This window comes from Archaeoglobus fulgidus DSM 4304, assembly GCF_000008665.1.
GTDB lineage: Archaea > Halobacteriota > Archaeoglobi > Archaeoglobales > Archaeoglobaceae > Archaeoglobus > Archaeoglobus fulgidus.
Genome location: NC_000917.1, coordinates 1,880,944 through 1,894,703 on the forward strand (window position 1 = coordinate 1,880,944; position 13,760 = coordinate 1,894,703).

At 49.9% G+C, this 13,760-nt stretch carries 12 protein-coding genes and 1 tRNA gene; 9 read left to right on the top strand and 4 right to left on the bottom strand.

Annotated elements, in window-relative coordinates; genetic code table 11:
• The first annotated feature begins 36 nt into the window (after positions 1-36).
• From AF_RS10520 to pth2, 6 genes are all read left to right on the top strand, one after another.
• Positions 37-1,005 carry an ISNCY-like element ISA1214-1 family transposase gene (locus tag AF_RS10520; RefSeq protein WP_010877790.1) on the top strand — a complete coding sequence of 323 codons (969 nt, stop codon included), beginning with the start codon at positions 37-39 and terminating at the stop codon, positions 1,003-1,005.
• A gap of 168 nt (positions 1,006-1,173) precedes the next feature.
• On the top strand, positions 1,174-2,943 hold the full coding sequence (locus AF_RS10525) for a right-handed parallel beta-helix repeat-containing protein (protein WP_048064528.1): 1,770 nt from the start codon (positions 1,174-1,176) through the stop codon (positions 2,941-2,943).
• Between the two features lie 40 nt (positions 2,944-2,983).
• On the top strand, positions 2,984-3,721 hold the full coding sequence (locus AF_RS10530; RefSeq protein ID WP_010879584.1) for a hypothetical protein: 738 nt from the start codon (positions 2,984-2,986) through the stop codon (positions 3,719-3,721).
• Positions 3,722-3,760: 39 nt separating this feature from the next.
• A tRNA-Ala gene (locus tag AF_RS10535) sits at positions 3,761-3,834 on the top strand.
• A gap of 156 nt (positions 3,835-3,990) precedes the next feature.
• Positions 3,991-4,263 carry a DUF5749 family beta-barrel protein gene (locus AF_RS10540; RefSeq protein WP_010879585.1) on the top strand — a complete coding sequence of 91 codons (273 nt, stop codon included), beginning with the start codon at positions 3,991-3,993 and terminating at the stop codon, positions 4,261-4,263.
• Entirely contained in the window at positions 4,263-4,610 is a 348-nt protein-coding gene (gene pth2 / locus AF_RS10545; RefSeq protein WP_010879586.1) for an aminoacyl-tRNA hydrolase, read from the top strand. Before AF_RS10540 ends, pth2 begins: the two co-directional genes overlap by 1 nt.
• Here pth2 and radB read toward each other — a convergent pair whose 3' ends face one another.
• Both radB and larC read right to left on the bottom strand, forming a co-directional pair.
• On the bottom strand, positions 4,611-5,267 hold the full coding sequence (radB, locus tag AF_RS10550) for a DNA repair and recombination protein RadB (RefSeq protein ID WP_048064529.1): 657 nt from the start codon (positions 5,265-5,267) through the stop codon (positions 4,611-4,613).
• Positions 5,245-6,432, bottom strand: a complete 1,188-nt coding sequence (gene larC, locus AF_RS10555; RefSeq protein WP_010879588.1) for a nickel pincer cofactor biosynthesis protein LarC — start codon at positions 6,430-6,432, stop codon at positions 5,245-5,247. Before larC ends, radB begins: the two co-directional genes overlap by 23 nt.
• Positions 6,433-6,503: 71 nt before the next feature.
• Between larC and AF_RS10560 the strand changes: the two genes are divergently transcribed.
• A complete protein-coding gene (locus tag AF_RS10560) occupies positions 6,504-8,927 on the top strand; it encodes a CDC48 family AAA ATPase (protein WP_165693599.1) in 2,424 nt (807 codons plus the stop codon).
• On the opposite strand, the gene AF_RS10565 is transcribed toward AF_RS10560, so the two are convergent.
• The gene (locus tag AF_RS10565) at positions 8,924-10,033 is read right to left on the bottom strand and encodes a mandelate racemase/muconate lactonizing enzyme family protein (protein ID WP_048064762.1); all 1,110 of its coding nucleotides are present in this window, start codon (positions 10,031-10,033) and stop codon (positions 8,924-8,926) included. The two genes, AF_RS10560 and AF_RS10565, sit on opposite strands and share 4 nt — an antisense overlap.
• 124 nt (positions 10,034-10,157) lie before the next feature.
• On the opposite strand from AF_RS10565, the gene AF_RS10570 reads away from it, so the two are divergent.
• Entirely contained in the window at positions 10,158-11,885 is a 1,728-nt protein-coding gene (locus tag AF_RS10570) for a thiamine pyrophosphate-binding protein (protein ID WP_010879591.1), read from the top strand.
• Positions 11,882-13,090 carry a zinc-dependent alcohol dehydrogenase gene (locus AF_RS10575; protein WP_010879592.1) on the top strand — a complete coding sequence of 403 codons (1,209 nt, stop codon included), beginning with the start codon at positions 11,882-11,884 and terminating at the stop codon, positions 13,088-13,090. Before AF_RS10570 ends, AF_RS10575 begins: the two co-directional genes overlap by 4 nt.
• On the opposite strand, the gene AF_RS13765 is transcribed toward AF_RS10575, so the two are convergent.
• On the bottom strand, positions 13,080-13,760 hold the full coding sequence (locus tag AF_RS13765) for an MFS transporter (RefSeq protein ID WP_158296896.1): 681 nt from the start codon (positions 13,758-13,760) through the stop codon (positions 13,080-13,082). The genes AF_RS10575 and AF_RS13765 overlap by 11 nt on opposite strands.

Consider the following 13,760-nt stretch of genomic DNA (forward strand, 5'->3'; position numbering starts at 1 on the left):
AGAAATACTTAAATACTTTTTGGTTGGAATCAGAACATGAACCTTGGATTCAGAGTGACAGGGAAGTTTGTAAGGGAACTTCTGGATGTTTTGGATGAAATTGCAGAGGAGATAAGACAGGAGGAGAAGGAAAAGTATCCGTACACAGAATGGGAGAGGAAGAGAGAAGTTGTTAAGGAAAGGCTGAGAAAACTCCCTGAATACGTTAGAGAGGCTATTTCTGTGATAACCGTGCAAAAGAGGGTGGGAAGACCAAAGAAAGTTGATCTGGAGAAGAGAGTTATGCTCTTTCTGTTTGCAAGGCTGATGGACAAATCAAACAGAGATATTGAGGAGCTTTTAGAGCTGTTTGAACCTTTATTCGGGATAAAGGTTAGCTACAAAACGATAGAAAGATTATACTCGGATGAAGAAGTTAGAATGGCTTTACACAACCTCTTCATCCTTCTGCTTAGAGAGGAAGGAGTTTCAGGAGATTTTTCAGGAGATGGGACAGGATACAGCCTAACCATCACTAAGCACTATAGAAGCAATCCTAAAAGGAAAGGTAAAGACTTCAGATACGTTTTCAGGATAATTGACATCGATACGGGAATGTACGTTGGCTTTGGCTATTCTGACAGATCTGAGAAAGATGCCTTTGAGAAGGCTTTAGGAATGCTCAAAAGCATGGGGGTGAAGGTAAACTCGATTTCTCTGGATAAGTATTACAGCAGTAGGAAGACTCTGAGGCTGTTTGATGCTGAGACAGCTGTCTACGTCATTCCAAAGCGAAATCTTGCCAGAATAGGATTTGACTGGTTGAGGGTTATCGAGAGGATTGTTGAAGCTCCTTATAGGTTTCTGAAGAGGTACTTCAAGAGGAACTTAAGTGAGGCAGGATTTTCTGCTGATAAGAGGAGATTTGGATGGTTGATAAGGCAGAGGAGGGAGGACAGGAGAGAGATGGCTTTGTTTGCTGTTGGGCTGTGGCACAATGTGTTTGCTGTTAGGGTGGTGAGGTAATTTTGTCCCAAAGTCCCTGTTAGCAATAAACTTAATCTTTCAATTGATGAAGATCAAATCAGAGATGGTGAAAGAAGCCATGGTACTGAACAGGTTGCGTATTGGGTTTTCAACAAATCCGGCACACTTACAACAAAAGTTGATTCAGAGAGGTACTGTCAGGGCTGCTTGAGACAGTTCATAGCCAACTCCAACGCCATTGCAGGAAAGCAGCGTTCGTACTTCGTAATGGCTGTTGAGCCAAATAACAAGGTTTCTGACAGCAAATGGTGGAGCATAACAGTCAACTCCACCCTCGGCTCTCTACCAAATTTCAACGATGAGGTGGAGCTCAACGGAACCGTTTTAAACGCTGACATGACCGTAAACAACTCCAACCCAGACTGCCTGCTCTACAACTACTCCACCAACACCCTCGAAAGCGTAGCGTGTAGCAAATCAATCCCCGTTGGTGTTGGAAGCGATGGAGTGCCTTTCAGCGGTGACGAGCCGAGGTTAAATGCAATACCAAAGCCAGAAATCGAGATTATTGGTGTTGCTGGCTCTCCAGTGCTCAACTTTACTGCTAAGGCTCATGTAAGCTCCGTCAGCGTTTTCAGTGGTTCAAACGGAATAGAGGTTTATGGAGATGATTCTCAGCTCGATAAAGTCTTTGCTGGTTTGAGGGCGGATGGTTCTGACCCTTCGGATTCAGGCTTCCCAAGGATTTCAAGTCACGGAATCAGAATTCTTTCAAATAACACCACAGTTAACTCTTCAATTGCCGCTTACAACGGAGGTCTGGGAATTCGATTCGAGGGTTCAGGAGTTAACTCTGGAAAGGCGGTGAACAGTATTGCATACTACAACGCCTTAAGCGGAAGCAATCTTGACGGTTTCATTGCTGTGAATGGGGCCTCAAACGTCATCTTCGAGAACTGCGTTGCGGCAAACAATTCAGGTTCAGGGATCGACAACTACAATGGAGGCAGGATAACGATAAGGAACTGCTCTGTGGTCAAGAACGGGTGGGGGAATGCTGAGCCGAGCGGAATTAGAGTTTCGGGCAGTGGGAGCGAGATAGTAAACAACCTCGTTGCTGAAAATGTTGGAGATGGGATACTCGTCACACCTACTGGCAGCACAAGTACGCCAACCGGCATCAAAATTTCAAGAAACTCCATTTTCAAGAACGGCTATGTCGGTATCGACCTGAATGTTGAAGACACATCGAACAACATGGGAGACAATGTAACATTAAACGACGGCCAGCTCGACTGCTCTCAACCAAACTGCGGAATAGACTACCCCGTAATAACCGCAGCACAGCTTATCGGCAGCTCACTCCACATTGAGGGGTTCATAAACGACGAGAACGCTGGAAGTGGAAGCTCCAGCTTCGCCGGCGCCACCGTGGAAATCTACATGGTCAACAACTCAACTGATGGAGATGACCTTGCGGGCAACAATGTCCTCTCAGGTGGTTCCACATCCTCAAAATTCTACGGAGAGGGCTGGATTTATCTTGGGTCCTTAACAGCAGACTCAAGCGGTAACTTCCGGGGAGAGTTGAACGTAGCGGGCAAAGGTGCAGAGGTTGGCTCCCTTATAACCGCTTTAACAATACTCAACGGAAACACTTCAGAGTTCGGTCCAGATGCCCGCGTAACGACAAAACCCGTTAAAGTGAGAGCCGAGATGGCTATAACTTTCCGTGGTGCAAACATCACAATCACGGCTCTTGAGGAGGCGAACAACGTCAAACTTTACTGGATAAAACCATCCGGCCTCGTTTTAACGGCAGAAGGTGATTTCGATTCAAGCGGCAATGATGGCGACATCTACTGGTGGGAGTTTGGCAGCATCTCTGCTGGAGAAGTTAGGCACGTTAACCTGACGTTCGGCGGAGATTTCTCCCTCATCGAGACATTTAACATCGGAGTTGACCCTCTGCAATAAACCACGAAAGTGATATATTAACCCCCAGAAACTCTATTTTATGGATGTTGAAATTGTAGAGGAACTCTCAAAAATGCTGGCCGGAAGAAAGGCGGTTACTGAGGAAGAGATAAGGAGAAAAGCGATTAGGTGCGCTTTGAAAATTATGGGGGCAAGGCTCGTCGGCATCGATGCTGAATTGATTGAAGATGTTACATGCAGCCTTATTGATTGCCCGATCACCCTCAAAAGTCTCCACTTTTCGGAAAAGGTTAAGATCGGAGACGTACTGTTTTACCACCCCCACGTAATAAAGCCTGAAAAGGAGGATTTTGAACAGGCTTACTTCGAATACAAGCAGTCAAAGAAGTTTCTCGATGCTTTTGACATTATGAGGGAAGTGACCGACCGCTTTTTTGAAGGCTATGAGGCTGAAGGAAGATACATGAGAAAGTACACAAAGGACGGGAGAAACTACTACGCGTTCTTCTCCACCATTGATGACACCTTTGAGGATGTCGACATCCACCTGAGAATGGTGGATGAGGTGGACGGGGACTACGTGGTGATCGTGCCGACTGAAAACGAGCTCAACCCGTTCCTGAAGTTCTTCAAGCAATACTCCGAGGATGCAAAGAGGGCCGGACTAAAAATCTGGGTTGTCAATCCGGACGAGAAAACTATAGACCCCTTCATAGGTTATCCAAAGGACTTCAGATTGCTCAAGGGATTCAAGAACCCCAAAGCTGCGGCTCTGGTCAGCGCATACTGGAGAGTTACAGTTACAGATCTGGACTGAAGGTAAGCTTTATAATCCCATTTAGAGCAACTCATCCAAGGGCCGGTAGCTCAGTCTGGTAGAGCGTCGCCTTGGCATGGCGAAGGCCTGGGGTTCAAATCCCCACCGGTCCATGCCATATTCTGCGTGTAACCGTTCTTTAGAACTGCTAAGTATTGCCTTAGCTGCAATATTCACTTTTTACTCCCATACAACTCTATAGCTGCATCCTCAAGCCAACTGAAAAACCGACCGGAGCAAAGCTTTTAAGATTGCAGAGAACATTGGGCATGGATTTAATATGCATGTACGTTTTCAAAGGTGAGGAGAGCTTCGGGGAGAGCATAGACGTTTATGGCGATTACCTGATCGTGAAAGTTGGGACGGAGTTTCTTGCGGTTCCGAAGAAGAGCATAAAATCCGTAGAGGACGGTAGAATAGTCATCGGGGAATTCGACGAGGAGGAGGCAAGAGAATTGGGAAGGAAGTGGCTGGAGGAAAAGTCAAAGCCCGTAACCCTCGAAGAGTTGAAATCCTACGGTTTTGGTGAGGAAGGGGAGTAATGACTCTGAAGCAGGTGATTGTAGTCAGGGATGACTTGAAGCTATCGAGAGGAAAGCTTGCGGTTCAGGTTGCCCATGCAGCGATTATTGGCTACCTCAAGTCTGACAGCAGTTTAAGGAGGAAGTGGCTCGATGAAGGGCAGAAAAAGGTCGTTTTGAAGGTCAAGAGCCTCGAAGAGTTGCTGGGGATCAAGCACAAAGCGGAATCGCTTGGCCTTGTAACCGGGCTCGTGCAGGACGCCGGGCTGACTGAAGTCCCTCCCGGAACGATTACCGCTGTCGTCATAGGCCCAGATGAGGAGAGGAAAATTGACAAGGTTACGGGCAACCTACCTCTGCTGAAGTAGTTAGGGCTCTATACCCCTGTCGGTAATCCTGTAAAAGCAGCTTTTTCCCTCCTTCATCCACCTGTGCTTGATAAGCGTGGCTTTTCTCAGCTCATTACTTCTTTCAAGGGCGATTATGACCTTTGAAAGGTGCTCAAGGCTCGGCCCGCCGAGGGGGCGGTCAACTCCAGAGCCAACATCTGTAAACATCTGGTTGGTTATCACCACGGCCACATCGTATTTCCTCGCCATTCCGAGGAGGAAGGTTAGCTGTGACGTTAGCTCCCTCTTTATCTTTATTTGCTTCCTGTCATCCTCAAGCTCGCTCCTGTAGAGGGAGGTGAAGCAGTCAACGATAACTAGCTTGACCTTCTCGCTTCTGCAGAGCTTTTCCGCCTCCTGAATCGCCACTCCCTGCTGCCTGAACCTGTAAACCTCGTAAACGAAGACGTTGGAGAAAAGCCTCTCATCACCGAAAATCTGCCTAACTCTCTCCCCCGAAAGACCTTCCGTGTCGATGTACGCAACTTTGAACTGCTCTGCTGCATTTTTTGCCAGCATCAAGCACAAAGTGGTCTTCCCCGTACCTCCGTGGCCGTATATCTGAGTAACCGTTCCGGTTTCAACTCCTCCTCCGAGAAGAGAGTCTATGCACTTACTGCCCGTTGGAATCAGCATTCTCTGCACCGACAATCTTCCTTACAATCTCTCTGTACACGACATGCGGCGGAATGTTCAGCTCATCCGCTATCACCGCAATGTCATCGAACTCCGGCTTGAGATGTCTGAATCCCGGGTAGGACCTTTTCACCCTCACATCAAACTCCTTGCCGCTAATCTCAACCTTCACTACCTCCTCCATCCTTTCCGAAATCAACCTGTGGTGAACGGGTATTATTCTTATCCCAAGGCTACCGGTGAGCCTCATGACCTCCGCAGCAACCTCCTCTGACCTGTGCGTAGGAGAGATGACCTTTAAAATGCTTGCAGGTCTCATTTTCTTGCCGTAAGCTGGGATTATCACAGCATCGAGCACGTCATCTCTTTCGAGCAGCTTCTTCATCGCGTAGCCAATCATCTCCCCGCTCAAATCGTCCACACTTGTCTCGATAACTACAATGCTGTCGTGAAAGGCAGTTTCACCGAGAATCAATCTCAGCACGTTTGGCACGTCAGTCTCCCTCTTTCCGGCGCCGTAAGAAACCTCCTTTACCCTGATGGGGAAGGGCTTGAGCGGTTTGCAGTAGTGGGAGAGGATTGCCGCGCCGGTAGGAGTCAAAAGCTCCCCCTCACCATCCATCACCACCTCCAGATTTGAGCTCTTGAGTATTTCAAGCACAGCCGGAGGAGGAACGGGATACTTCCCGTGGGAAAACTCGACGAATCCTGACCCCGCCCTAACCGGTGTGGCAAAGAATTCGTATCCAGCAGTCTTTAAATTTTCAAAAGCCTTTACACAGCAAACCACATCAAAAATTGCGTCATCAGCCCCAACCTCATGAAAAACACCTTCTCTGTAGTCTCTTCCGTGCACCTTTCCTTCAGCTCTGGCAATTAGCTCGAAAACTGCGATGGCATTTTTCTTCACTCCCTCCTCCAAATTTGAGCTCCTTATAATTTCCAAAACCTCCTTAAAGCTCCTCTCTCCATCTCTCTCTTCAACCTCAACCCTCCTCGCGCTTATCCCCCTAACACTGACGGTAGTCATACTGTAATTCACATCAATACCGAGAGCCTTCACAACTTCATCTATTTCCTCCTCACTAATACCAACGCCGAGCAGTGATGCGAGAATCATGTCCCCGCTCGCCCCGTTGAAGGCATCGAATATTGCAACCTTCATCAAATCACCACAAGCCTTTTTTATCTCTAAAATAAAAACTGTTTAGGTGTAAAAGATTGATGGGTGATAATATGGAAATCACGCTAAAGGTAAATCAGGCGTATCCGAGTGATTCAGGAAGAGGAATAGCAAGATTGGACCCGGACACAATGTTAAAGCTTCAAATCTCCCCCGGAGACATAATAGAAATAGAGGGGGCCAGAAAGACCGTTGCAAAGGTCTGGAGAGCTCCGAAGAGGGACTGGGGGAAGAACATCATAAGGATTGACAGATTCATAAGGGAGAATGCCGGAGTTGGTGTTGGGGATGTCGTCAAGGTTAGGAAGGTTGAGTACCAGCCCGCAAAAACCGTAATCCTCGCCCCCCTCAAGAAGATGGATTTGAGGATTTACGGAGTCGATATTGGGGAGTATCTCAAGCACCAGTTTCTGAAAAGACCGGTTGTTGAAGGAGATTTAGTCCCTCTCGTTGGCTCTCCGGCCCTTTCGGGATTTGGAAGGTACAACCAGCAGAACCAAGCTGTGGTTTTCGTTGCAGTCAAGACCGAGCCCAAGGGCCCTGTGGTCATCGACGAGACAACCAAGGTCGTTTACAGGGACAGACCGGCAAAGGGCTTCGAGAGGTTCGGAAAGGCCGGAATCACTTACGAAGACATAGGAGGTTTAAAAGAGGAGCTTCAGAAGGTAAGAGAGGTCATAGAGCTGCCTTTAAGGTATCCGGAGCTCTTCCAGAGGCTCGGAATCGAGCCGCCGAAGGGTGTGCTGCTCTACGGTCCGCCGGGAACTGGAAAAACGTTGATTGCCAAAGCTGTGGCGAACGAGATCGGGGCCAGCTTCTTCACCATCAACGGTCCGGAAATCATGAGCAAGTTCTATGGAGAAAGCGAGCAAAGGCTGAGGGAGATTTTTGAAGAGGCGAAGGAGAACGCTCCGTCGATAATCTTCATAGACGAAATCGACTCAATCGCTCCTAAGAGAGAAGAGGTCACCGGAGAAGTTGAGAGAAGAGTCGTCGCTCAGCTTCTGACTCTGATGGACGGGCTTGAGGAGAGAGGGCAGGTTATAGTCATCGGCGCAACGAACAGAATTGACGCTGTCGATCCAGCGTTGAGAAGGCCGGGAAGGTTCGACAGGGAGATTGAGATCGGAGTGCCGGACAGAGAGGGCAGATACGAGATATTCCAGATACACACGAGGAACATGCCACTGGAGGCTAAGTACAGCAGAGAGTTCGTCCTCGATGCGATTGAGAGATTCAAGAGGCAGGTTGACGACCCTGAGCTGATAAAGAATCTCGATTTCCTCTACGACGAGATAAAGAACTCAGAGACGGAGGAGGAAGTGAAAGGAGCTGTGAAAAATCTCCTCCCGCAGGAAGTAATCGACGAGCTTGAAGTTGAGATAACTAAGGCGATGCTCCGCAGCCTTGCTGATCAAACCCACGGATTTGTTGGGGCAGACATAGAGGCTCTCTGCAAGGAGGCTGCAATGAAGGCTCTTAGGAGGTACCTGCCGCAGATTGACCTCAACGAGGACGAGATTCCGATAGAGCTGCTCGAATCGATCAGAGTGACATGGGACGACTTCATGGATGCTCTCAGAGAAATTGAGCCCTCTGCGATGAGGGAAGTTTTCGTTGAGATACCCAAGGTCACCTGGAACGACGTTGGAGGGCTTGAGGACGTTAAGAGGGAGATAATTGAGGCTGTGGAGTGGCCGCTGAAGTACCCTGAGAAGTTCAAGAAGTTCGGAATTAAGCCGCCGAAAGGTGTGCTGCTCTACGGTCCGCCGGGAACTGGTAAAACGCTGATTGCCAAAGCTGTTGCCAACGAAAGTGAGGCGAACTTCATAAGCATCAAGGGAGGGCAGATTCTAAGCAAGTGGCTCGGAGAGAGTGAGAAGGCTGTGAGGAAGATATTCAGGAAGGCGAGGCAGGTTGCACCCTGTATAATCTTCTTCGACGAAATCGATGCAATAGCCCAAATGAGAGGCATAGACGAAGGAAGTAGAGCAGTTGAGAGGGTGCTCAACCAGCTTCTGACTGAGATGGACGGTCTCGAGGAGTTGCACGGAGTTGTAGTTATTGGCGCAACCAACCGCCCGGACATTCTCGACCCCGCATTGCTCAGGCCGGGCAGATTCGACAGAATGGTTTACGTCCGCCCACCGGACAAAAAGAGCAGACTGGCAATATTCAAGATTCACACGAGGGACATGCCCCTCTCCGAAGACGTTGACCTCGAGGAGCTTGCTGATTTGACCGAAGGGTACGTTGGAGCGGACATCGAGGCGATTTGCAGAGAGGCTGTGATGCTGGCAATCAGGGAAAACATCAACGCGGAGAAGGTGGAGATGAGGCACTTCCTTGAGGCTCTGAAGAAGATAAAGCCGAGCGTCAACGAGGCCATGCTGAACTTCTACGAGAGATTCGAGGAGAAAATGAGGACCGAGAGAATGCAGGTTGCAGCAACAAAGCCCTTCATGGGCTACGGTTAAGCAATTCTGAATTTTTTCATTTTCTCCTCATCAGGCTCAAAGCCGAGGCCGGGTTGCTCAGGAAGCTTTGCATAGCCTTTCTCCAGCTCAACCTCACCATTAAGCACACCAAACATCACTTCGTTCCACCAGAGGGGGTCGAGCGGTGTTTCGATGTAGGGACATAGCTTCTCCGGAAGGGAAGCGGCGAGGTGCAGGTTAGCGAGCCATCCCAGTCCCGGGTCCCACGCATGGGGCATAAACTTGAGGTTGAAGGCCTCAGCAAGAGCGGCGACCTTTCTGCACTCTTGTATTCCGTTCGAATAAACCGCATCTGCCTGAACGATGTCAAAAGCTCCCCCTTCAATGAGCATTCTGAACCTCTGGATGCCATGCTCCAGCTCTCCTCCAGAAATCTCAATGCTGGTGTTTTCCCTGAGCCACCTGTATCCCTCTACGTCATCCTTCCAGAGCGGCTCCTCAAGCCAGAGAACTTCAAAGTTTTCAAGCTCCTTGGCAACCTTCATTGCTTTTTTCCTGCTCCAGTAGGGTGGTGTGTAGCTCCAAGCCTGATTTGCATCAACTGAAATCTTAACATCGGAAAACTCCCTCGCTACGGCTTTCAGCACCTCCAGGTCCTCATTGATCCTTTCTCTCCTGAACCTCAGCTTCACCACATCTATTCCGAGCTCGGCGTACTTTTCAACCATTTTCACGGTTTCTTCTGCTGAAAGCAACCTGCCTGTGCTTGCGTAAACCTTGACTTTCCTTCTACCACCACCGAGCAGCCTGTAAAGCGGCAAACCTTCCCTTTTAGCAATCAGGTCCCATATGGCAACCTCCAGTGCTCCAAGCCTCTGAATCGCCCAGCTGCCCACCTCAAGCAGCCTTGCATCAACGTCTTCAATTTCAATGTCTAAGCCTTGAATCGTAAGCTTGACCGTCGTTTCGAGAAAGTGCTTGTAGGCTGCACCAAACTCAATCGCAGAGTATCCCTTGAATCCACCCGCCTCAACCTCTACTATGCTGAAAACGTAAACGGGATGTGGGAAAGGCTCCCACGAAAACTGGATTGGTTCGCGAAGTGGAATTGCAAGAGTGTGAACCTTCAAATCGCCCAGTTTCATGCTCCTTTTCCTCAGCACGATTATTTATTCTTTTTGATTAATCGTATTCGATGGGTTTTAAACTCTTGCAGCCTGACAAAATCAACCTTAGCAAACTTTTTAAAATTATAATCATAAATCGAGTATGGCGCAGATTTCTGGAGGAGAGTTGCTTGTGAGGTGTTTGATAAAGGAGAATGTCAGGTACATCTTTGGAGTTCCGGGAGGGCAGCTTCTCACCTTCCTCGATGCGATAAAAAGGGTTGGGGAGAAGCACGGAATGAAGTTCGTAAACTGCAGGCACGAACAGGCTGCGGCGAGCATGGCAGATGCTTACGCAAGAGTTAGCGGTGAGATTGGGGTTTGCGTTGGCACGATAGGCCCGGGTGGGGCTGATTTGGTTCCGGGAGTTTATCCTGCCTTTGCGGACAGCGTTCCCATGCTCGTAATCACAGCTCAAAACCAGACGTGGAAGAGCTACCCTGACCACGGCTCAATGCAGGCTTTAGACCAGTACCACCTCTTCAAGCCAATAACGAAGTGGAATGCGGTGGTTTCACACTGGGAGAGGATTCCAGAACTCGTTCAGAGGGCCATAAGAATTGCCCTTTCGGGCAGGCCGGGGCCTGTGCACCTTGATTTCCCATCTGACGTGCTCTACAACGGTCAGGAGGAGAGCTTTGCGAAGGTTTACGGGCCTGAGCGCTACAGACCGATGAAGCCCCCTGTGGGGCATCCTGAGCTGGTGGAGAAGGCTGCTGAAATGCTCTACAACGCTGAGAGACCGCTCATTCACGCAGGGACAGGGGTTCTGAGGGCTAAGGCTTGGAATGAGCTTAGAGAGCTTGCCGAGTATCTTGGAGCTGTTGTAACAACCACAATGGGCGGGAGGGGAGCAATTCCGGAAGACCACCCGCTCTGCATCCTCCCTGCAAGTCCGGCAGCAATCACAGCCCAGAACGAGGCTGATGTTATTCTGGTTGTTGGAAGCAAGATGGGCGACTTGGATTTCTGGGGAAAGCCACCAGCATGGGGTGACCCTGAGCAGCAGAAGACCATTCAGATAGACATCGACCCAGAGATGATTGCCCTAAACCGCCCAGTTGATGTTGCAATTGTTGGAGATGCTAAGGAGACTCTGAAGGCGTTGATTGAGGCGGTGAAGAAGAAGGGGGAGAAGAGGGAGCCGGTTGACAGGCTCAAGGAATACAGGAAAATGCAGCAGGATTGGCTTGAGGGGTTTTTGAAGCTGGCTGAAAGCGGTGAGAAGCCCATTCACCCGCTGAGGGTGATTAAGGAGGTCAGGGAGTTTTATCCCAGAAACGCCATCTCCTGCGTTGATGGAGGCAACACGGCAGTTTGGGCTTCATATCTCAACAGAATTTACGAGCCCAACACCTTCCTGTGGGCGGCTGACTCTGGCCACCTTGGCACGGGACTGCCATACGCCATCGGAGCGAAGCTTGCCAACCCCGACAGGCCCGTTTACCTGATAGCGGGGGATGGTGCCTTCGGCCTGACAATGGAGGAACTTGAGACGGCAAGCAGGGAAGGGGTGAAAATTACAGCTGTGGTCATGAACGACGGCTGCTGGGGGATGATTAAAGGCTCGCAGAAGGCGGCCTTTGGCGGGAGGTTCATAGGTGTTGACTTCAAGGATGTCAGATACGATAAAGTGGCTGAGTCGATGGGATGGTACGGGCAGAGGGTTGAGGAGCCCGAGGACATTGCCACAGCACTCGACAAGGCTGAAAGCTCAGACAAACCAGCTTTACTGGACGTGAAAATCTCGCAGGAGGCCAATCTCTCCCCGCCAGACTTGATTACTCTCTCAATCGTGTGGCTTGAGGGCTGCAATCCTCCACCAGTATGAGGGCTCTGGTTGTTGAGTTAAGGCTTTGGAAAGCAGCACTGAGCCTGCTGCTGGGGAAGGTTACGAAAAGCGTTTACTACAGCCCCCTATCGTTGCTGAAATACTACAAAAACTACCCTGAACCTGCGCTGCCCGACGAGGACTGGGTCAAGGTAAAGACGAGGCTCTGCGGGATTTGCGGGTCAGACCTCAGAATCATAACTCTTCAGGAGAGCTTCTATTTAGCCCCGCTGACATCCTTCCCCTTCATCCCGGGCCATGAGGTGGTAGGAGAGGTTGTTGAGGTGGGGAAGGAGGCAGATGCACAGGAAGGGGAGAGGGTTGTCATCAATACAGCCCTTTCCTGCAGAGTTAGAGGATTTGATGACTGCGATGCGTGCAGAAAAGGCCATTTTGCCGCCTGCCATAATGTGGATAGGGGCAGAATCTCTCCCGGCATATTCACGGGAACGTGCAGGGATACAGGAGGAGGGTGGGCAGAGTACTTTGTGGCCCACGAATCTCAGCTTGTTAGAGTGCCAGAGGGGATTAGGGATGAAAACGCTGTGTTCGCTGAGCCGCTCACCATAGGAATCCACTCAGCCCTGAGAAGCTTTCCCGATGATGGAGAGGTTGTCGCAATTGTGGGTTGTGGTGTTATCGGCATCTGCACCATCATCGCCCTGAGACACCTTGGCTTCAGGGGTGAAATCATCGGGATTGATATAAGTGAAAGACAGGCCGAGCTGGCAAGAAAATTTGGAGCTGATGGGGTGGTAACTGAAAATCCCGTAGAGAGGATTGCCGAGATGACGGGTGGAAGAGTTTACCGCCCGCCGAGGGACAAACCAATGTTCATTGGTGGTGGGGTTGATGTGGCCTTTGAGTGCACCGGAATTCCCCAGACCGTGGATACAGCCCTGAGAATAACCAAGCCTCTTGGCAGAGTTGTGATTGCGGGAACCGTAGCCAAGATGGGCGTGGACTGGGCTCCTGTATTTGCGAAAGAGCTGAGCGTGTTGGGAACTTTTGGATGCGGAATTGAGGAGGTTAATGGGGAGAAAAGGGATGCCTTCGACATAGCCTTTGAAATCCTCAAAAAAGTTGACCTCTCTTCTCTGCTTACCCACAGATTCACCATCGAGGACTACAAGAAAGCTCTGAGGGCTGCGATTGAAAAAGGGAAAAGTGGGGCGGTGAAGGTGGCCTTTGATTTTACTCTTTGAGCTGCAGAGCGAGGAGGAAGGACACAGCAAGAAGTCCGGCGGAGAGGAGCAGCGTGGAGTTCCAGCTCGCCATACTCTCGAACAAAACTATCAGCACAACCGAACCCACCTGAGAGAACAGCCATAGAGAGGAGTTGGCGGTTCCGGCAAACTGCTCTCCAACTGAAGTTGCAGATAAGTCGAGGGCAAGTGGAAGGGCAGAGATGAAGAAGAATCCCAGAACGAAGAGCACAGCTGCCACCATTGCCATACCGAAGGCGATTGCGTGGATATAAAACAGCACAGCTGAGATTATGAAGCATAAATAGAGGAAGGGCTTTCTTTTGCCGGCCCTGTCAGATAAGGCTGGAATGATAATGCTGCCAAAAATCCCGCCCAGAAGGAAAGCTGTGGCTGTAAGTCCAGCAGTCTCCACAGTTAAGCCATGCTCCTCCAGAACCGGCTCAACCCAAGTGAGGTAGGCTGTGAATATCCCCACCCCAATGAAGGCAATGACGGAGAGAATCACAACGTTTCTGTTTTTAAGCACCTCTAAGTACTCCCTCAGCCTGTACTCCTCCTCCATCTCCCCTCCAGTCTCCTTGCCCAGCAAGTAAAAGAAAACCAGCACGACGAAGGCGAAGATGCCGTAAATCAGCAGCATGCTCTCGAAACCAATGCTTACCGTCAA

Bases quoted from the DNA above. Each gene is read 5' to 3' on its own strand.
- AF_RS10565 (WP_048064762.1), bottom strand. From the start codon at position 10,033: ATGAAACTGGGCGATTTGAAGGTTCACACTCTTGCAATTCCACTTCGC.
- AF_RS10575 (WP_010879592.1), top strand. From the start codon at position 11,882: ATGAGGGCTCTGGTTGTTGAGTTAAGGCTTTGGAAAGCAGCACTGAGC.
- radB (WP_048064529.1), bottom strand. From the start codon at position 5,267: ATGCTGATTCCAACGGGCAGTAAGTGCATAGACTCTCTTCTCGGAGGA.
- pth2 (WP_010879586.1), top strand. From the start codon at position 4,263: ATGACTCTGAAGCAGGTGATTGTAGTCAGGGATGACTTGAAGCTATCG.
- AF_RS10540 (WP_010879585.1), top strand. From the start codon at position 3,991: ATGGATTTAATATGCATGTACGTTTTCAAAGGTGAGGAGAGCTTCGGG.
- AF_RS10520 (WP_010877790.1), top strand. From the start codon at position 37: ATGAACCTTGGATTCAGAGTGACAGGGAAGTTTGTAAGGGAACTTCTG.
- AF_RS10560 (WP_165693599.1), top strand. From the start codon at position 6,504: ATGGAAATCACGCTAAAGGTAAATCAGGCGTATCCGAGTGATTCAGGA.
- AF_RS10570 (WP_010879591.1), top strand. From the start codon at position 10,158: ATGGCGCAGATTTCTGGAGGAGAGTTGCTTGTGAGGTGTTTGATAAAG.
- larC (WP_010879588.1), bottom strand. From the start codon at position 6,432: ATGAAGGTTGCAATATTCGATGCCTTCAACGGGGCGAGCGGGGACATG.
- AF_RS10530 (WP_010879584.1), top strand. From the start codon at position 2,984: ATGGATGTTGAAATTGTAGAGGAACTCTCAAAAATGCTGGCCGGAAGA.